Annotated in this window: 15 protein-coding genes; 7 read left to right on the top strand and 8 right to left on the bottom strand. The window is 67.7% G+C overall.

What is annotated here, in order from left to right; all coding sequences use genetic code 11:
- A partial coding sequence (locus tag Y706_RS23985; protein WP_173403057.1) for a D-alanyl-D-alanine carboxypeptidase occupies positions 1-737 on the bottom strand: 737 nt, incomplete at its 3' end.
- Between the two features lie 199 nt (positions 738-936).
- Between Y706_RS23985 and Y706_RS0106675 the strand changes: the two genes are divergently transcribed.
- Positions 937-1,428 (top strand): inorganic diphosphatase, encoded by a 492-nt coding sequence (locus Y706_RS0106675; protein ID WP_018774943.1) that lies wholly within the window; start codon positions 937-939, stop codon positions 1,426-1,428.
- Positions 1,429-1,555: 127 nt separating this feature from the next.
- On the top strand, positions 1,556-2,308 hold the full coding sequence (locus tag Y706_RS0106670; protein WP_028275989.1) for a DUF429 domain-containing protein: 753 nt from the start codon (positions 1,556-1,558) through the stop codon (positions 2,306-2,308).
- A gap of 17 nt (positions 2,309-2,325) precedes the next feature.
- On the opposite strand, the gene Y706_RS0106665 is transcribed toward Y706_RS0106670, so the two are convergent.
- The gene (locus Y706_RS0106665; RefSeq protein ID WP_084475962.1) at positions 2,326-4,749 is read right to left on the bottom strand and encodes a phosphoketolase family protein; all 2,424 of its coding nucleotides are present in this window, start codon (positions 4,747-4,749) and stop codon (positions 2,326-2,328) included.
- Between the two features lie 175 nt (positions 4,750-4,924).
- Between Y706_RS0106665 and Y706_RS0106660 the strand changes: the two genes are divergently transcribed.
- On the top strand, positions 4,925-5,524 hold the full coding sequence (locus Y706_RS0106660; RefSeq protein ID WP_028275987.1) for a MarR family transcriptional regulator: 600 nt from the start codon (positions 4,925-4,927) through the stop codon (positions 5,522-5,524).
- 53 nt (positions 5,525-5,577) lie between these two features.
- On the opposite strand, the gene Y706_RS0106655 is transcribed toward Y706_RS0106660, so the two are convergent.
- The gene (locus tag Y706_RS0106655) at positions 5,578-6,513 is read right to left on the bottom strand and encodes an HAD family hydrolase (protein ID WP_028275986.1); all 936 of its coding nucleotides are present in this window, start codon (positions 6,511-6,513) and stop codon (positions 5,578-5,580) included.
- 145 nt (positions 6,514-6,658) lie between these two features.
- Positions 6,659-7,939 (bottom strand): serine--tRNA ligase, encoded by a 1,281-nt coding sequence (serS, locus tag Y706_RS0106650; RefSeq protein ID WP_028275985.1) that lies wholly within the window; start codon positions 7,937-7,939, stop codon positions 6,659-6,661.
- A 78-nt stretch (positions 7,940-8,017) separates the two neighbouring features.
- Here serS and Y706_RS0106645 point away from each other — a divergent pair, with 78 nt between their 5' ends.
- Positions 8,018-9,082 (top strand): diacylglycerol/lipid kinase family protein, encoded by a 1,065-nt coding sequence (locus Y706_RS0106645; protein ID WP_028275984.1) that lies wholly within the window; start codon positions 8,018-8,020, stop codon positions 9,080-9,082.
- Positions 9,083-9,130: 48 nt separating this feature from the next.
- On the opposite strand, the gene Y706_RS0106640 is transcribed toward Y706_RS0106645, so the two are convergent.
- From Y706_RS0106640 to Y706_RS0106630, 3 genes are all read right to left on the bottom strand, one after another.
- On the bottom strand, positions 9,131-9,352 hold the full coding sequence (locus tag Y706_RS0106640) for a hypothetical protein (RefSeq protein ID WP_018774949.1): 222 nt from the start codon (positions 9,350-9,352) through the stop codon (positions 9,131-9,133).
- Between the two features lie 94 nt (positions 9,353-9,446).
- A complete protein-coding gene (pheA, locus tag Y706_RS0106635; RefSeq protein ID WP_028275983.1) occupies positions 9,447-10,430 on the bottom strand; it encodes a prephenate dehydratase in 984 nt (327 codons plus the stop codon).
- An 18-nt stretch (positions 10,431-10,448) separates the two neighbouring features.
- A complete protein-coding gene (locus Y706_RS0106630) occupies positions 10,449-10,775 on the bottom strand; it encodes a rhodanese-like domain-containing protein (RefSeq protein ID WP_028275982.1) in 327 nt (108 codons plus the stop codon).
- 288 nt (positions 10,776-11,063) lie between these two features.
- On the opposite strand from Y706_RS0106630, the gene Y706_RS0106625 reads away from it, so the two are divergent.
- Entirely contained in the window at positions 11,064-12,539 is a 1,476-nt protein-coding gene (locus Y706_RS0106625; RefSeq protein WP_028275981.1) for an amidase, read from the top strand.
- A gap of 313 nt (positions 12,540-12,852) precedes the next feature.
- Here the strand turns inward: Y706_RS0106625 and Y706_RS27420 are convergent, their stop codons facing one another.
- Positions 12,853-14,793 (bottom strand): sialate O-acetylesterase, encoded by a 1,941-nt coding sequence (locus Y706_RS27420; protein ID WP_162159063.1) that lies wholly within the window; start codon positions 14,791-14,793, stop codon positions 12,853-12,855.
- 357 nt (positions 14,794-15,150) lie between these two features.
- On the opposite strand from Y706_RS27420, the gene Y706_RS0106615 reads away from it, so the two are divergent.
- Entirely contained in the window at positions 15,151-16,296 is a 1,146-nt protein-coding gene (locus Y706_RS0106615) for an alcohol dehydrogenase catalytic domain-containing protein (protein WP_028275979.1), read from the top strand.
- 137 nt (positions 16,297-16,433) lie between these two features.
- Positions 16,434-17,939, top strand: a complete 1,506-nt coding sequence (locus Y706_RS0106610; RefSeq protein ID WP_216699111.1) for a peptide MFS transporter — start codon at positions 16,434-16,436, stop codon at positions 17,937-17,939.
- The last annotated feature ends 136 nt before the right edge of the window (positions 17,940-18,075 follow it).

Here is an 18,075-nt window from a genome sequence, read left to right as displayed (position 1 = left end):
GGGCGGGGTCCGGTGGTCTTGGCGGGATCGAACCTGGCGGAGTTCAGCGCCAGCGGGTACAGCGGGGCCATCTCCCCGGCGGCGACGTCCTCTGGGCTCCACGCCTGGCTGAGCGAGGGGCCGCTGAAGAGGGAGTCATCCAGCAGGACGTTCACCGTGCCGGTGACGCCGCCGGCTTTGAGGGCATCGATAGTGGCCTTCGCGAGCGTGGTCAGCCCGGCGCGGCCCAGAACGGCGCCCGGGGCCGATTCTCCGGCGCCCAGGAGGACATCACCTCCGCCGGTCAGGACCACCGAGCCGGGGGTCGGCCCTGCCAGCACGCGGGTGCTGAAACGGCGGTCGGGGCCCAGGACACGCAGGGCCGCACCGGCTGTGAGGAGCTTCATGTTCGACGCCGGAACGCGGGCCTCGTCGGCAGCCCGGTCGAAGAGGACCTGCCCCGTCGCGGCGTCCTGGACGATGCCGGTGAAGGTGCCGGCGCCGTCGGGCCTAAGGGTCTTGTTCAACTGCGCGGCGAGGGCGGCCCCGGCCGGAACCGGCGCGGAAGTGCTGAGGGGCCCGACTGCCCCCAAACTGTTGCCGGGAGGGCTCAATGTGGCGGGGATCTGCTGCCAGGGCGGTGCTGTCTGCGAGGCGTCGGAGGACCCGTCATGGCTGAGGAACGCCGGGGCGATGGCGATGCCGGCCGGCACAGCCACTGCCACCACGAGGAGGGTCTGGAGCAGCAGCGCGGGCATCCTGCGACCCCTGCCGGGCACCGGCTGGGTACCCTCGCGGCTGGTTCTCGGTTTCATGCTGCTGCTGGTCCTTAGTCCTGAAATGTCCCCACTAGTTCCTGAAACCAGCGCCTCTCGCTATATCCTCAATAGTAGTCGGCGGCACCGACAGCCCTTATGCACGTGCCGCGCACCCCCTGAATTCGTCAAGGAGCATTCCATGAAGCATGACGTGACCATCGAGATCCCCAAGGGATCGCGCGTCAAGTACGAAGTCGACCACGAGACCGGCCGCGTCCGCCTGGACCGCGTCCTGTTCACGTCGATGCAGTACCCCACCCACTACGGTTTCTTCGAGAACACCCTGGGTGAGGATGGGGATCCGCTGGACGCGCTGGTGCTCCTGCAGGACTTCGACCTCTACCCCGGCGTGATCGTCGAGTCCCGCCCGATCGGCGTGTTCAACATGACCGACGACGGCGGCGGCGACGCCAAGGTCCTGTGCGTCCCGACCGATGCCCGGTTCGACCACATCAAAGAGATCAGCGATGTCAGCGAGTTCCTGATCAAGGAAATCGAGCACTTCTTTACCCGTTACAAGGACCTGGAGCCGGGCAAGTGGGTCAAGGCCGAGGGCTGGGGCGACCGTGCCGCCGCCGAAGCCGAACTGGCAGCCTCCATCAAGCGTTACGTTCCGGCAGCCGGCCACTGACCGTTCCTGCACTCCAGCGCGGGGTCACGTACCGCCCATCCGGGGTTCCGGAACGGGCGGTACGTGACCCCGCGTTTTTGTTGAGCGTTTTTCGATTGGCGTTCAGTCAAGTGGCTGGGGCGCGGTGATGCGGACTCTCGGCGTCGACCTCGCTGCCGCCGCGAAGAAGACGGCAGCGGCCGTCATCGAATGGGATCACGGCGCGGCGCGCCTGGCGCATCTGTCGTTGGACGTGGGCGACGAGGAGATCCTCCGCCTCTTCGGCACCAGCGCCATGACGGGGATCGATTCCCCGCTGGGCTGGCCGGACGCGTTTCTTCCCTTCATCGCCGGGCACCTGAGCTTCGAACCACGTCCAGTGCTGGACCATGACGGGATCGAGGGCCGCCGGCTGCTCGCCTACCGCGACACCGACCGTTTCGTCACCGGCAACACCGGCCTGATCCCGCTCAGCGTCTCCGCGGACCGGCTGGCCCACCCGGCGATGCGTTGCGCGGTGATCCAGGCGAAGATCGCAAGGGAGTACGGGCCGCAGGCCAGGGACGGCAGCGGCCGGCTTGCCGAGGTGTACCCGGCGGCGTCGCTGAAGCTCTGGGGGATCCATGCCCGCGGCTACAAGGGGCGCGGGGCGCCGGAGGCGGAAAAGCTGTCCTCAGCGGTGGCGGATCTGGCCGTGAAGGCGCCGTGGCTGGACCTGGCGGAGTACCGGGCCGATCTTGCGGCGTCCGATGACATGTTCGATGCCCTCATCGCCGCCCTGTCCGCGCGGGCCGTCGCCGTCGGCGCGACGCTGCGGCCCGGGCCCGGGCACGCCGCGGCTGCCTTGACCGAAGGCTGGATCCATCTGCCCCGGGGCGGGCTGCAGGAGCTCCCGGGCTAGTCCCGGGCGGGCGCTGCTCAAATCCGCAGCGACCAGCTGCTGATCTCCGCCGGGTCCTCGCCGTGCTCCCGGGTGTGGTCGCGGGCCCGCATGCGGCTGTCCTGCAGGGACTGGCGCAGCAGCGAGTGCCTCCCGGCCAGTCCGGGGACCCGGTCGATCGCGTCAATTGCCAGCTGGAAGCGGTCGATTCCGTTCAGCATGGCCATGTCGAAGGGGGTCGTGGTGGTGCCTTCCTCCTTGTAGCCGCGAACATGCAGGCCCTCCCGGTTGGTGCGCCGGTAGGTGAGCCGGTGGATCAGCGCGGGGTAGCCGTGATAGGCGAAGATCACCGGTTTGTCCGCCGTGAAGATGCCGTCGAAGTCCCGGGCCGTCAGCCCGTGCGGGTGCTCGCTGGCGTCCTGGAGCCGCATGAGGTCCACGACGTTGACCACCCGCACTTTCAGCCCGGGCGCCCCCTGCTTCAGGAGCTCGGCCGCGGCGACGGTTTCGACCGTGGGGACGTCGCCGGCGCAGGCAAGGACGACGTCGGGCTCCTCACCGGCGACTTCGGAGCCGGCGAACTCCCAGATGCCCAGGCCCCGGCGGCAATGGTGCGAGGCCGCGTCGGGCCCGAGCCAGGTTGGCGAGGGCTGCTTGCCGCTGACCACGATGTTGACGTAGTCGCGGGAGGCCAGGCAATGCTCCATCACGGCCAGAAGCGTGTTGGCGTCCGGGGGCAGGTAGACCCGGATGATTTCGGCCTTCTTGTTCACGGCGTGGTCGATGAAGCCGGGGTCCTGGTGCGAAAAGCCGTTGTGGTCCTGCTGCCACACGTGGGAGGACAAGAGGTAGTTCAGTGACGCCACGGGCTGGCGCCACGGCAGCTGCCGGTGGACTTTGAGCCATTTGGCGTGCTGGTTGAACATCGAATCGATGATGTGAATGAACGCCTCGTAGCAGTTGAACACCCCGTGCCGTCCCGTCAGCAGATATCCCTCCAGCCAGCCCTGGCAGAGGTGTTCGCTGAGGACTTCCATTACCCGCCCGGCGCGGGCAATATGCTCATCCAGCGCATCAATCCTGTACTGCCAGACCTTGTCGGTGGCCTCGTAGACGTCCTGCAGCCGGTTCGATGCCGTCTCGTCGGGGCCGAAGAGCCGGAAGGTCTCGGGGTTCAGCGCAATGACGTCGCGCAGCCAGGGGCCGAGCGTCACCATGGGGCTGATCCTTTCGATGCCGGGCTCGGCGACGTCGACGGCGTGCCGGCGGTAGTCCGGCAGGTTGAGCGGGCGCAGCAGGATCCCGCCGTTGGCATGGGGGGTTGCGCTCATCCGCAGCGCACCGGCCGGGGCGTTCCTGGCCGTCTCCGGCCTCAGGCGTCCGCGGTCGTCGAAGAGTTCCGCCGGCCGGTAGGACTCGAGCCACTGCTGCAGCTGGCTCAGGTGCCCAGGATTGGTGCGGACCTCGTTCAGCGGAACCTGGTGGCTGCGCCAGGTGCCCTCCACCTGCTCCCCGTCCACCGTCTTGGGCCCGGTCCAGCCCTTGGGCGAACGGAGCACGATCATGGGCCACTTCGCAGCACCCTCCTGAGCAGTGCCGTCCTGCGCAGTGCCGCTGCGGTGGCGCTGCTGGATGGTCCGGATCCCGGCCAGGCAGGCGTCCAGTGCGGCCGCGAAATCCCGGTGCGCCGCGGCTGTGTCGGCCGGATCGGCCACGGTGACGAAATGGGGGACGTGCCCGTAGCCGCGCAGCAGCTGTTCCAGCTGGTCCTCGGGCATACGGGCCAAAATCGTGGGGTTGGCGATCTTGTAACCGTTGAGGTGCAGGATGGGCAGCACAGCGCCGTCGGCCGCCGGGTTCAGGAAGTTGTGCGAATGCCAGCTGGCAGCCAGCGGCCCGGTCTCTGCTTCGCCGTCACCGATGACGACGGCCGTGATCAGGTCCGGGTTGTCGAAGACAGACCCATACGCGTGTGCCAGCGAGTAGCCGAGCTCGCCGCCTTCGCTGATCGAACCGGGGGTCTCCGGGGAGGCGTGGCTTGGAATGCCACCGGGGTAGGAGAACTGCCTGAACAGCTCGGACAGGCCGGCTTCGTCGTCACCAACGTGGCCGTAAATTTCCGAATAGGTCCCCTCCAGCCAGGCGTTGGCGACCACCGCGGGGCCGCCATGGCCGGGACCGGCGATGAAGAGCATCTGCTGGCTGTCCCGGCGGATAGCCCGGTTCAGGTGGGCATAGACAAAATTCAGTCCAGGTGTGGTCCCCCAGTGACCAAGGAGCCTGGACTTCGTGTGTTCCGCGCGGAGGGGTTCGCGCAGCAGCGGATTGGACCGGAGGTAGATTTGCCCCACCGAGACGTAGTTCGCCGCCCGCCACCAGCGGTCCACCAGGTCCAGGCCCGCGGTGTCCAGGATCCCTGTGTCCAGGACCGCATTGTCCAGGGCCGGGCCGTCGGCCGGCATCTGTGCGCGGGTGGTTCCATTCACGTCACTGCTCACTGGGATCCTCGTCTCGTGGGTCCTGCGTCGGCACATTTGGTCCATCGCAACACGTTCGGCGGACGGGGCACAACCCCGGTCCGTCACCGGCCGCCGGCAACTTGCCCCGCAAGTGCCAGCAGGTAGTGTGTCATCCAGAATGTTCACGCTGACCATCAATCAAACCGACAGCCGGCGCGACGGCGACCGCGTGCCGCAGCTCCTCAAGGACCTGCGGCACATTCCGGCGCGCCTTGATTTCGATCGTTCCGTCGAGGATGAGGTCCAAGGGATCCTGGACTGTCCGCATCAGACGGTGGAAGCGGCCATGATCGCCCTGCGCAGCGGCAGCTGGTACGTGGGCATTGGCGTGGGCCCGGTCAATGAACCCCTGCCGAACCAGATCAAGGACGCCTCCGGGCACGGGCTGGTCTATGCCCGGCGCGCGGTGGATCGTCTCCGGAACCACAAGGACCGCGTCCGGGTGGCCGTGGAGGGCCCGCTGGCCGATCTTTCCGCAGAGGCGGAAGCCGTGCTGCGCCTCCTGGGCCACATTGTGCACGACCGCAGCCAGGCGGAATGGCGGGTACTGGACCTGCTCACCCCGGGGGTGCGGGGTCAGCAGAAGGCGGTCGCAGAGGAACTCGGGATCACCACCCAGGCCGTGAGCAAGGCCGTGGCCCGGTCCCAGTGGAACGAAGAGCACGCGGCCCGGCCCGCTGCGGCGCGGCTCCTGAGCCTCATCCTCGACGTCCGCTAGCCCGTCCCGGCCCCTCCTCGGAACCGCCCGACCGTTTGCCGCGCCCTGAGGCCTTAGAGGAGGCTGCGAAGCACGTGCGCGGCGCCGTCGTCGTAGACCGATTTCGTCACTTCGTCAGCGGCGGCAATCACCTCAACGGGGGCCTGGCCCATGGCCACGCCGCGGCGCGCCCAGGTCAGCATCTCGATGTCATTGCGGCCGTCGCCGACGGCGACAGTACGGTGCGTTTCTATGCTGAGCCGGTCGCGAAGCTGTTCCAGTGCGCTGGCCTTCGTGACACCGGCAGCGGCGATGTCCAGCCATGCCGTCCAGCCCACCGAATATGTGACGCCGGCGAGCCCGATGTGGCGGATCGCGGTGTTGAATTCTTCGGGCGTATTCTCCGTGCTGAAGACCACCACGCGCACGGCGGTTGCCTCCAGCATGGTCTGGAAGTCGACGCCGACCGCTTCGACGCCGAAGCTGGCGTCCTGGAAGCGTTCTGTGGACAGGAAGTTGCCGTCGCCGTCCTCGAGCGCGTACTTGGCCGAGGGCAGCCGCTTGCGCAGCGCGCGAAGGACCGGCCCGGGGTCAAACGTTGCCTTGTGGAGGATTTCGTAGCCCTCGGGCAGTCCGGAGTCGACGCGCAGGATCACACCGCCGTTGGAGCACACGGCGTAACCGTTCTCGATCCCGATGTGTTCGATGACGGGCAATGTGGCGTTGAGGGAGCGGCCCGTCGCGATCATGACGTGGTGGCCTGCGGCCACCACGGCCTGGGCGGCCTCGCGGACAGGAACCGACATGTGCCCGTCGTGGTCCACAAGGGTGCCATCGACGTCCAGGGCGATCAGCATCTTGTCGCCGGCTCGGTTCCGGGAGTTTCCCACCCGGGCCGCGCTGGCCGGGGCCGCCGTGTTCTGGTCTGTCGTGTTCTGGTCTGTCATGTTCTGGTGTGTGGTGCGCCGGTCATCGTTGCCGGCGACTGAGGATTCAGTCATTGTTGTCATCTCACAAGTAGAGCAGAGACCCCCGACTGCCGCTAGGACACACGCCACAGCAAGGCGTGAACTTGCGGTAAACACCCACATAATGTCCTTGTTGTGGGCGTTTACCCGGCGGCCATCGGAGGCCTGGCTGGGGTCGGGACCGGGGTTAGAGGACGGGGAAAACCGTCATGCCGCCGAGGTACTTCTGCAGGGCGGCGGGGACGTTGACGGAGCCGTCGGGGTTCTGGTGGTGCTCCAGGATGGCGACGATCCAGCGGGTGGTGGCCAGGGTGCCGTTGAGCGTGGCGACCGCCCGCGTGCCCTTGGGCGCGCCGTCCTCGTTCAGAACCCGTTCCCGGATGTTCAGCCGGCGCGCCTGGAACGTGGTGCAGTTCGACGTCGAGGTCAGCTCCCGGTATGCGCCCTGGGTGGGGACCCAGGCCTCACAGTCAAACTTCCGGGCCGCGGAATTGCCCAGATCGCCGGCGGCGGTGTCAATGACGCGGTACGGGAGCTCGCACTTGGCCAGCATCTCCTCTTCCCAGGCCAGCAGGCGGGCGTGCTCGGCGGCAGCGTCCTCAACCGTGGTGTAGATGAACATCTCCACCTTGTTGAACTGGTGGACCCGGATGATGCCGCGGGTGTCCTTGCCGTGCGAGCCCGCCTCGCGCCGGTAGCACGAGCTCTGGCCGGCATAGCGGATGGGGCCGGCCGAAAGGTCCAGGATCTCGTCGGCGTGGTAGCCGGCGAGGGCCACCTCCGAGGTGCCCACGAGGTACAGGTCGTCTTCGGCGAGACGGTAGATCTCGGCGTCGTGCTTGACGTCAAAGCCGGTGCCCTGCATGGTTTCCGGGCGGACCAGGGTGGGCGTGATCATGGGGACGAACCCGGCGTCGATCGCCTGTTCCATGGCCATCTGGAGCAGCGCCATTTCAAGCCGGGCGCCGACGCCGCGCAGGAAGTAGAAGCGTGAACCGGAAACCTTCGCCCCGCGTTCCATGTCGATGGCCCCGATCAGCTCGCCGATCTCGAGGTGGTCCTTCGGCTCGAAGTCGGGGAATTCGCGCGGCGCGCCCACCGTCTTGACCACAATGTAGTCGTCCTCACCGCCGGCCGGGACGCCGTCCTCGATCAGGTTGGGGATGGTCCGGAGGAGTTCGTCCTGTGCGGCCTGGACGAGATCGGCCTCGGCCGATGCCGCTTTGACGGAGGCCGCCAGAGCCTTGACCTCGGCTAGGAGGGCCTGCTTTTCCTCGCCCTTGGCCTGCGCGACCTTCTTCCCGTACGCATTCTGCTCGGCCCGCAGGTTCTCGAACCGGATCAGGGCTGCCCGCCGGGCCGAGTCCCCAGCGATGATCGCGTCCACCGCGGATTCGTCGGCGCCTCGGGCGCGCTGGCTGGCACGGAACTTGTCCGGATTTTCGCTGAGGTCTTTTACGTCGATCACCAGACAAGAGTATCCAATCCGGTCACGGTTGCCCGGCAAGCCGGCCTGCATGCGCTGGCGGGATACTGTTGGATCACAATGCGCGACTGGCTGCTCTACCTCGTCATCGCTGGGGCCCTGGTCTTTGCCGTCTCCAGCTGGTGGGGGGTGCGCCGGCTGAAGGCCAAGCACACCCGCAGTGCCGTGTGGGAGGAAACCCACAGCCCGGGCCCGGGCCGCCAGAAGGTGGCCGTGGTCCTGAACCCCATCAAGGCCAAGTCTGCCGAGGCCCGTGGTCTGATTGAGGCAGCGTGCGCGGCGGCCGGCTGGCCGGCGCCCCGCGTCTTTGAAACCACCGCAGAGGACCCCGGCTTCTCGCAGGCGCGGGCTGCGGTGGCCTACGGGGCCGACGTCGTCCTGGCCGGCGGCGGCGACGGTACCGTGCGTGTGGTGGCGGAGGTCCTCGCCGGGACGGACACCGCCATGGGCGTGATCCCGCTGGGCACCGCAAACCTCCTGGCCCGCAATGTGCATCTGGAGGTCAACGACCTGCCCGGCAACGTGCAGGCCGCCCTGTTCGGGGACCAGCGGTTCATCGATACGGCGCGGCTCACCCTGGAAAATTCGCTCACCGGGGAGTCAGCGCAACACACGTTCCTGGTGATTGCAGGCATCGGCATGGACGCCGAAGTAGTCAGCGACACCCTTGACGGCCTGAAGAGGGCGGTGGGCTGGCTGGCGTACACGGAAGCCGGGGCCAGGCACCTTCTGGGGCGCCGCAAGAAGGTCTCCATCGCGCTGGATGGCCAGCCTGAGCAGGCCCGGAAGATCCGCAGCGTCCTGTTCGCGAACTGCGGCCTGATCCCCGGGGGAATCGACTTCATCCCGCAGGCCATGATCGATGACGGGATGCTGGACGTGGTGGTGATGAGCCCGCGCAGTGCGATCGGCTGGCTGGCCATGTACACAAAGATCGTCCTGAAGCACAAGAAGGACCTGCCGGTCATGACGTATTACCGGTGCGGCAAGATCACTATCCGGTGCCCGGAACCTATGCCCACCCAGGTCGACGGCGATCCTTCCGGCGAGGCCACGATGGTCACCGTCGAGGTGGACCCGGGATCCCTGCTGGTGAGGGTCAAGGACGGCACCGAAGGCCGCTAGGCCGACGGCGGCTGGAGCGCGCCACTGCAGCGCGCCAGGAGCGAGGGACTAGGCGCTGGCGGCCTTCTTGGCCTCTGCCGCCTTCTTCGCCTCGGCCGCAGCCTTGGCGGCCCGGGCTTCGGACTGCTCACGGATCATTGCCTGCTCCTCTTCGAAGCGCAGGCGGTCCGCGCGGTCGGCGTCGTCGCCGTCCCAGTCCTGATTTTCAGCTGTCGGCTTGGGATTGACAATCATTCCCTGGCCGTCATTTTCTGTGCTGGTGCCTGACATGACCCGCTCCCTCCCGTAGGGGAATTCCCCAATATGGATCAGGCAAGCATACGCACAGTTGGGAGGGGGTGGAAGTGCGCCATATGGCATTTGCCTACGCTCTGGGCGAAGCCCCCGGGGTATATTCCGGCACAGCAGATGCGCCCCCCAGTATGTCTTTCACCCACGCATGCGCGGCGCGGAATGCCTGGTCGGAGGTATGCGGCGCGACGCTGGTCCGGTGGCCGTCGGCACGCTGGTAGGACCCGAGGAAGCGGGTGGCCGGGCTGATCCGGTGAAGACCCGCGAGCGCGTCGGCCACCCGGGCGTCGGCGACATGGCCGTCGGCGTCAATGCTGAAGAAATAGTGGCCCAGGTACTGCCCGGTGGGCCGGGATTCGATCCGGCTCAGGTTCACGCCGCGGGTGGCGAACTGGTCCAGGATCTCCATCAGCGCACCCGGCCGGTCTTCGGGCAGCGGCACCACGACAGTGGTCTTGTCGGCTCCGGTGGGGGCCGGCAGTTCGCCCGGGCGGCCCACCAGCACGAACCGGGTGACGGCTCCGGGGTTGTCGCCGATGTTTTCCGCCAACACCTTCAGGCCCGGCTGCTCGGTGGCCACGATCGGGGCGCAGATCGCGGCGTCGTAGTGGGCGCCGTCACCATCCAGCAAGCCCATGGCGGCAGCGGCAGTGGAAGAACCGGGGATGTATTCCGCATTGGGAATATTGGCGTCCACCCAGAGCCTGCACTGGGCCCAGGCATGGCCGTGGGTGGAGACGCGCCGGATGTCTCCGAGCGCCACGCCGGGCCTGGCCATCAGGACGAAGCTGATGGGCACCAGGGCCTCCCGGAGGATCCTGAGTTCCTGGCCGGTGGCGATGGCGTCGAGGGTGGCGGTGACCCCGCCCTCGACCGAGTTTTCGATCGGTACCATGGCCGCATCGGCGGAGCCGTCCCGCACCTTGTCCAGCGCCGTGTTCACATTCGAGGACGGGATGCGGATGGCCTCCGCCGCGTCCGGGACCTGCATCAGGGCCGCTTCGGTGAAGGTGCCCTCGGGTCCGAGGAATGTGTAGGTGAGCGTCGGTGCGGGCATCAGTTCTTCCTTCTTCAGTTACAGGACAACCGGTTTGAGGCCGTTGTCGGACACCAGCGGCATGCCGGTCTCAACCCACTGGTCCATGCCGCCGGCCACATTCACGGCGGAATATCCCATTCCGACCAGCCACTGGGTGGCCCGGAAGGAGCGGCCGCCGGTGCGGCAGATGACGTAGACGTCCTCGTCCGGGTCCAGCTCCTCAATCCGGGAGGGCAACTGGTCCATGGGAATGTGCAGGGCACCCTCGGCGTGGCCCGCAGCCCACTCATAGTCCTCGCGGACGTCGACGATCTTGGCGCCATCGGGGATGCCAGACACGCTTACGCTCTGGAAGTCGCTCATGTTGACCCTTTCCGCAGAATTCAAGCTCCGATCCCAGCGTATCCCCCGCCGCTGGCACCGCACCCCCGCTGGCGGCACGTTACGCTTCTGGGGACCGCAAAGGAGACCTCATGGCTGCCGAACACCCCGCGGAGCGGCCGGTCCGCGGCCCGCGCCACGGGACATGCCCTGCCCTGGCCGCGCGCGCTGGGCATGATGCCAACGTGGCCTTCCGCCGGACCCAGGAATGGGCATGTCCCCCGGCTAGCCGGCCCGCGCGGCCCCAGGTACGGCCGGAGTCCCGCCTCCTTGGCTGAAATCCACGAACTCTCCGCCGTCGAGCTCCGCGATGCGCTCCGTTCCGGGGAGCTGTCCGCCAGGGCCACCGCCGATCATTTCCTGGACAGGATCGAAGCCCAGAACCCGCACCTCGGTGCCTTCATCACGGTCACCGCGGAACAGGCGCGGAAAGACGCCACGGCAGCTGACCGGCGCTACGCCCTCCGGAGCCGCAACGGCGGCGCCTTGGTCCCGCTGCATGGAATGCCGGTCGCCTTCAAGGACCTGACGGATGTGGCAGGGGTCGTCACCACGCATGGAAGCGCGGCCCTGGAACGCAAGCCGGCCCTGGCCGACGGCGCAGTTCCCGCCGCGCTCAAGGCCGCCGGGGTCCTCTCGCTGGGCAAGACACAGGTCCCGGAGTTCGGCCTGACCGCCTACAGCGAGAACCGGATCGCCCCGCCGTCGCGCAATCCGTATGCACTCAGCCGCAGTTCGGGCGGCTCCTCGGGCGGCAGCGCTGCCGCGGTGGCCGCGGGGCTGTTGCCGTTCGCCCCAGGGTCCGACGGCGGGGGCTCCGTGCGGATCCCTGCCGCGGCATGCGGGCTGGTCGGGTTGAAGCCCGGACGTGGGCTGGTGCCGGCCGGGGAAAGCTCGGGCGATCCCGCGCAGCTCGTGGTTGCCGGACCGCTCGCCCGCTCCGCCGCCGACGCCGCGCTGCTGCTGGATGCCCTGGTGCCGGGCCCGGACAATCAGGGTGCGGGCGGACAGGGTGCGGGCGGTCCGGGCATGGGCGGCCGGGCGCACGCCAGCTACCTCGAGCTGACCGCCAGGGAGCCCCGCCCGCTGAGGATCGGCATAAGTCTCGACAGCCCGTGGCAAGCGAAGTTTCCCTTCATCCCGGACAGTGAGGCGCTCGACGCACTCGCGGACGGCATCTCGCGGCTGGAGGCGGCGGGGCACGAGGCCATGGAAGCCGCGATTCGCTACGACAACCGCTACCCGGATGCTTTCACCACAGCGTGGACGGCCGGCATTGGCAGCGCGCGCATCTCGCCGCAGCGCGAGGCGCTCCTGACGCCGCTCACGAGGACTTTCCGCCGGCGGGCACAGCAGCGCAGTGCAGCCAAACTCAACGAATCCCTCGGGTTCCTCCGGCAGTTCCAGCAGGACACGATTGTCCAGTACGCCCAATGGGACCTCATAGTGACGCCTGCCCTGGCGCAGACACCCCGCCCGGTGGGCTGGTTCACGGGCGCGACCCACGGCGGAGGCTACTGGCCGGCCGCGGAATGGGCGGGCGACGCCGACGGCGACTACCGCAAACAGTGCGAGTACGCGCCGTGGTCATCCATGGTCAACGTCTGCGGGCTGCCGGCCATCAGCATCCCGGTGCACTGGACCGGCGGCGCCCCTGGTTCCGGCCTGCCGATGGGCATCCAGCTGATCGGGCCGATGGGCTCCGAGGGGCTCCTGCTGCAGGTGGCCGCCCAATTGGGCTTCTAGCCGCGGACCTGCCACTCACCCGGGGACATGCCCACTCCTGACCCCGCGCAGGGGACATGCCCGGAACTCACATCGGGCGCCGGACATGTCCGTCCTCCACCAGTCGGGAGATGCCCATTCCGCACGACGCGTATCGGACCCGCCCGCCCCTCACGCCGCGCAATGGACATGTCCAGTGCTCATCACGGACATGTCCGCCCGCGGCCGAGGCGGGTGGACATAATGCCATCTTGTGCACGCCCGGGCGCCAAGAATGGGCATGTCCCCCGGTGAGACAGGAAACCAGCCACCACGCCCTCAACGGACCGCAGCCCTACCCTCGGAAATAGCCCGCAACGTCGGCGATGATCTGCACCGAGCCGCTCGAGGTGTTCGTGATCTTGACCTTGCCGTCCGGCCCCACCGGGACCACTGCGAGGTTAGCAGCCGCCTGACCACGCTGGTAGGAGAGGTTCGAGGCGTTCGGCGTGGACGAGCCCGAGGCGAACGCAGTGAGGTATCCGATGGACTTGGACTCGGTGACGGTCAGGTTGACTACCACGGCGGCCACGGTGGTGGGAATCCCCTTGACGCCGCGCACGTGAACAGTGACTGAGCCGCCCGCCGCGACGGGGCCGGAAGTGACCCGCGTGTCCAGGAACCGCGTGGGGCTCCATGCCCGCAGGGCCCCTACCTGTGTAGGTTTGCCGGGCAGGAAGTACCCGGTGACGTCTGCGATGATCTGTGCCGATCCGGACGACGTATTTGCCACCGTCACTTTCCCGTCGGTCCCGACGGGAACCACAACACCGTTGGACAGGGTCTGTCCCGCGGAGTAGTTCAAATTGGAAGTGCTCGGCATCGGGGACCCCGTGGCGTAGGCGGTCAGGTAGCCGAGCGACTTCGTCCCGAATGCCGTGATTCTCAGGACCACCGCCGACGCATTGGCCGGGATACCCGTCGTGCCGCCGGCTTTGAAGGTCACCGTCCGTCCGCCGGCGACGGCCCCGGAGGAGGAACCCGTGTCCAACAGCCGGGTGGGCTTGACGGCACTGAAAACGCCCGGCGCTGTCGGTGTGCCGTCATGGAAGTACGCAGACACATCGGCGATCAGATGCACGGTCCCGGACGAGGTGTTGGTCAGGGTCAGCCGGCCGTCGGTGCCAAGCGGGACCATGGCGAGGCTGGAAACAGTCTGCCCCGCAACATAGTTCAAGTTCGAGGTGCCCGGTTTGGATGTCCCGGAGGCATAGGCGGTGATGACGCCGGACGACGTCGCCGAGGTCGCCGTCAGGTTCACGGCGACTGCGGATGCATTCGCCGGTATGCCGCGGACGCCGGCGACGCGGAAAGTTACCGACTTGCCCGCTGCCACCCGGCCCGGCCAAATCCTGGTGTCCAGGAATCGTGTTGGGTCCATGGCAATGGCCCGGCCCGCGCAGTTGGGCACGCTGAGGGCCGGGGTGGCGATTGGCGACGCCTGGGTGTTCGCGATCGCCTGCCGATACGCGGCAAAATAGGTCCGTCCCAGGTATTCGATGCCGACCCGGGAAAAATGGGTGGAGTCTCCCGGGTTCAGGCCGCAGGGAAGGGAGGGCGCGAAGCCCGTATAGGCTACGCGGTCTGGGGTTTGGTAGTGGCTCTTGTCCACGTTGGCCCGGCCCGGCACACCAGCAATGCTTTCCGGCGTCATGCGTCCCACGACAAAGGGCAGTTTCGGCGCGGACAGCCGGCCGCGGAAGTAGGCAATGAGGTTGTCCAGGCTCGTGCTGTACATGGCGGTGGTCATGGCGGAGTTGCCCTCGCCCTGGTGCCAGAGGATCCCCTTGAGGACCACCGCGTACCCGGCCGCTTTCCCCGCTGCGATGCCGCTCAACGTCTGCTTCACGGCGAGCGCCGGCAGGTCGTACGCCGGGGCGGAGGCCGCACCGACGGACCAGGTCAGCTTCCCAGGCGCGCTGGTGAAGCTCGTGTCGCCGTGGGCCGCGGGGATGATGAGGACTCCGACGTCGGCCGGCTGGGTTTTCAAGTACTCCCGGGCCATGGTTGTCGCGGGTGAAAGACCACTGGGAGTGTCGTGCATGTCCAGCGGTACCGTGGCAGGCCGGAATGTGCGGGTCTTCGCTCCGTACTGAAATATGCGCGGTTCCGCGGCGTCTGCCGTGCCACCGACAGGAAGCCCCCGCCCGGACATGTTCGACTGCCCGACAGCGAGGAACACGTGAAGGGTGTGGATGGTCGTTGCACCTTGCGCAGGCACAACGTCTGCGAGCATCAGGGCACAAACCGCCAGGCCGACCAGGAACCTGTGGAACCGCCGGCTCTGGGACTTCCTCCCTCGCGCGCCTGCCGCGGCTGAGGCCCTCGACCACCTGCGCCGCCGGTCAAAAGAGGCCGCCGATGAGCAAGGCATTGCCGTCGCTCGCGGCGATGCCGAGTTCGGGAGACGAAGTTTGCCCCGGCCAGCCATGGTCACCAGTTTTGCCGGGTCATCTTGGGAATTCCTTGCCCCGACGGCGTACCCGCGGCCGCCGTCGGACCTCCACTCCCCCTCCCCCTCCCCCAAATGGACGCTGGCGGCGGCAGGCGGCTATCGTTCACTCAAACCCGACCAGGCCGCGAAAGAGGATCGATGAAGATCACCGGTGCAGTACTTGAGGAAATCGGCAGCCCCCGCCCCTTCGCGGAGTCCAGGCCGATCAGCATCTCCGAGCTGGAACTGGCGGCTCCCGGGCCCACCGAGATCCTTGTCCGGATGGAGGCCGCCGGAATCTGCCACTCGGACCTGAGCGTCGTCGACGGCAACCGGGTCCGGCCCGTTCCCATGCTGCTGGGCCACGAGGCCGCGGGCCGCATCGTGACGGTCGGTTCCGGCGTCACGGACCTGCAGCCCGGCCAGCGGGTGGTCATGTCCTTCCTGCCCCGCTGCGAGCACTGCGCGAACTGCGCCGAGGACGGCCGGCTGCCCTGCACGGCAGGGTCCAAGAGCAACAACGACGGGACCCTGCTGCACGGATCCCGGCTCCTGAGCCGCGACGGCGAGCCCGTCCACCACCACCTGGGCGTCTCAGGCTTCGCCACCCACGCCGTCGTGGACCGCGCTTCCGCCGTGCCGGTGGACGACGACATCCCCGCGGACATTGCGGCAGTGCTGGGCTGCGCCGTGCTGACCGGCGGCGGCGCGGTGCTCAACGCGGCCCGGCCCCGCCCGCAGGACAGCATCATGATCGTCGGCCTCGGCGGGGTGGGGATGGCGGCGCTCATCACCGCCGTCTCGCAAGGAATCTCGCGGATCATCGCCGTGGACACGCTGGAGCAGAAACTCGTTCACGCCCGCCGCCTCGGCGCCCACGAGACATACACCCCGCAGCAGGTCCTCGACGCCGGGGTCAAAGCCAGGTTCGTGATCGAGTGCGCGGGAAATCCCCGCGCGTTCGAGACCGCTTTTGCCGCCACCTCCCCCGGCGGCACCACCGTCACGGCCGGACTGCCCTCCCCCGAGGCCCGCGCCCAGCTTGCACCGCTGACCGTCACCGCCGAAGCCCGGACTATCGTGGGCAGCTACCTGGGCTCCGCCGTCCCGTCGCGCGACATCCCGAAATACGCCCAGTTGTGGCGGGACGGGAAACTGCCCGTCGAGGAGCTGATCTCGGACCGCATCGCCCTGGCCGATATCAACCGGGCCATGGACCAGCTGGCAGACGGCCACGCCATCCGGCAGATCATTATGTTCGACGCCGGCGAGCCCGCCCAGGAGCCCGCCGGCAAGCCCGTCTAGGACACGACCGCCCAGCCCGGAACGCCCGCGAAACCGGCGGAAAGAGAGGCGAAAGAGAGGCAAAACACCATCCGGGCTGCTTGCCTCGGGCCTGCTCGAATGTGACAATCGCGCGTCACAATGTCACCATTAAGTAAATGAGCACAACTCATTTATCCAATCCCCCCGCTATAACGCCGGGCGATCCCTCGTTACGTCCCCCCACCAAAACACCGGGCGACACCTCGTTTTTTGGCCACCCAAAGATGCTGGCCAGCCTTTTCTCCGTAGAGATGTGGGAGCGCTTCTCCTTCTACGGAATGCAGGGGATCCTCCTTTACTACATGTACTTCACGGCTGCCCAGGGCGGCCTTGAGATCCCACAAGCTTTGGCGGCCGGCCTCGTCGGCGCCTACGGTGGCGGCGTTTACCTCTCCACAATCCTCGGCGCCTGGCTCGCGGACCGGCTCTTCGGGTCCGAGCGGGTGCTGTTCGGCGCGGCCGTCCTGATCATGGCCGGCCACATCGGGCTGGCACTCGTGCCCGGCATACCCGGCCTGATCGCCGGACTGGTGCTGGTGGGCGTCGGCTCCGGCGGCCTAAAGGCCAATGCCACCGCCCTCGTCGGCAGCCTGTATGGGGAGAAGGACGAACGCCGCGACGCCGGGTTCTCCATCTTCTACATGGGCATAAACGCCGGTGCGCTGATCGGGCCGCTGGTCACCGGCTGGCTGCAGGAAAGCCAGGGCTTCCACTGGGGCTTCGGCGCTGCCGCCGTCGGCATGGCCATTGGCCTTGTCATCTACTCGCTGGGCCGCAAGAAGCTGCCCGAAGAAGCACACCGGGTACCGAACCCGCTCCCGGCCGCCCAGCGCACCCGCTACGGCCTCGTCTTCGCCGGCATCGCCCTGATCATCGCCGTGCTGCTCGTGACCGGCACGGTGAACGCCGAAAACCTGGCCATGTCCATGGCCTACGCCGCAATCGGCGCGTCGGTGCTGTACTTCGCGCTGATCTTCAGCAGCAAGAAGGTCACCCCCACCGAGCGCGGACGGGTCGCAGCATTCATCCCGCTGTACATCGCCTCCGCCGCGTTCTGGGCCCTGTTCCAGCAGCAGTTCACCTTCATCGCCGTGTACTCGGAGGAGAAGCTGGACCGGAACCTGTTCGGCTGGGAAATGCCTGCCGCCTGGGTCCAGTCCATCAACCCGGTGTTCATCATCATTTTCGCCGGCATCATGGCCGCCCTCTGGACCCGGCTCGGCCGCAAGCAGCCCGGTTCGGCCCTGAAGTTCTCGATCGGCCTGTTCGTGATGGGCCTTGCGTTCCTGGCCTTCATTCCGCTGGCCGGCGGTGGCAAGACCCCTCTGCTGGCCCTGGTCGGAATCCTGCTTCTGTTCACGCTTGCAGAGCTGTTCCTCTCCCCCATCGGCCTGTCTGTGACCACCAAGCTGGCGCCGAAGGCCTTCCACACCCAGATGGTGGCACTGTTCTTCCTCTCCGTGTCCCTGGGCACCACCCTGGCCGGCATCCTGTCCGGTCTGTACAACCCGCAGGACGAGCTGCCCTACTTCATCGGCATCGGCGGAACCGCAATGCTGCTGGCTGTGGGCCTGGCGGTCGCCTCCCCGGCGATCAAGAAGCTCATGGGCGGCGTACGCTGACCCGATGAGCACCGCACATCGCGTTCCGGTTGCTTCGCGCGTCTACACCCCCGCCCCCGGCGAGGCGTCCGACGTCGAACTCATGCCGGCAGGCGATGTCACCGACGGCGTGGTGCGGGTTGGCGGAACCATCCGC

The organism is Arthrobacter sp. I3 (assembly GCF_000520575.1).
Lineage (GTDB): Bacteria > Actinomycetota > Actinomycetes > Actinomycetales > Micrococcaceae > Arthrobacter > Arthrobacter humicola_A.
This window is presented reverse-complemented; position numbering and strand designations above follow the sequence as displayed.

Excerpts from the sequence above, each read along its gene's own strand:
- Y706_RS0106675 (WP_018774943.1), top strand. The coding sequence starts at position 937 with ATGAAGCATGACGTGACCATCGAGATCCCCAAGGGATCGCGCGTCAAG.
- Y706_RS0106670 (WP_028275989.1), top strand. The coding sequence starts at position 1,556 with ATGCGGACTCTCGGCGTCGACCTCGCTGCCGCCGCGAAGAAGACGGCA.
- Y706_RS0106665 (WP_084475962.1), bottom strand. The coding sequence starts at position 4,749 with ATGCCGGCCGACGGCCCGGCCCTGGACAATGCGGTCCTGGACACAGGG.
- Y706_RS0106660 (WP_028275987.1), top strand. The coding sequence starts at position 4,925 with ATGTTCACGCTGACCATCAATCAAACCGACAGCCGGCGCGACGGCGAC.
- Y706_RS0106655 (WP_028275986.1), bottom strand. The coding sequence starts at position 6,513 with ATGACAACAATGACTGAATCCTCAGTCGCCGGCAACGATGACCGGCGC.
- Y706_RS0106645 (WP_028275984.1), top strand. The coding sequence starts at position 8,018 with ATGCGCGACTGGCTGCTCTACCTCGTCATCGCTGGGGCCCTGGTCTTT.
- Y706_RS0106640 (WP_018774949.1), bottom strand. The coding sequence starts at position 9,352 with ATGTCAGGCACCAGCACAGAAAATGACGGCCAGGGAATGATTGTCAAT.
- pheA (WP_028275983.1), bottom strand. The coding sequence starts at position 10,430 with ATGCCCGCACCGACGCTCACCTACACATTCCTCGGACCCGAGGGCACC.
- Y706_RS0106630 (WP_028275982.1), bottom strand. The coding sequence starts at position 10,775 with ATGAGCGACTTCCAGAGCGTAAGCGTGTCTGGCATCCCCGATGGCGCC.
- Y706_RS27420 (WP_162159063.1), bottom strand. The coding sequence starts at position 14,793 with ATGCTCGCAGACGTTGTGCCTGCGCAAGGTGCAACGACCATCCACACC.
- Y706_RS0106615 (WP_028275979.1), top strand. The coding sequence starts at position 15,151 with ATGAAGATCACCGGTGCAGTACTTGAGGAAATCGGCAGCCCCCGCCCC.
- Y706_RS0106610 (WP_216699111.1), top strand. The coding sequence starts at position 16,434 with ATGAGCACAACTCATTTATCCAATCCCCCCGCTATAACGCCGGGCGAT.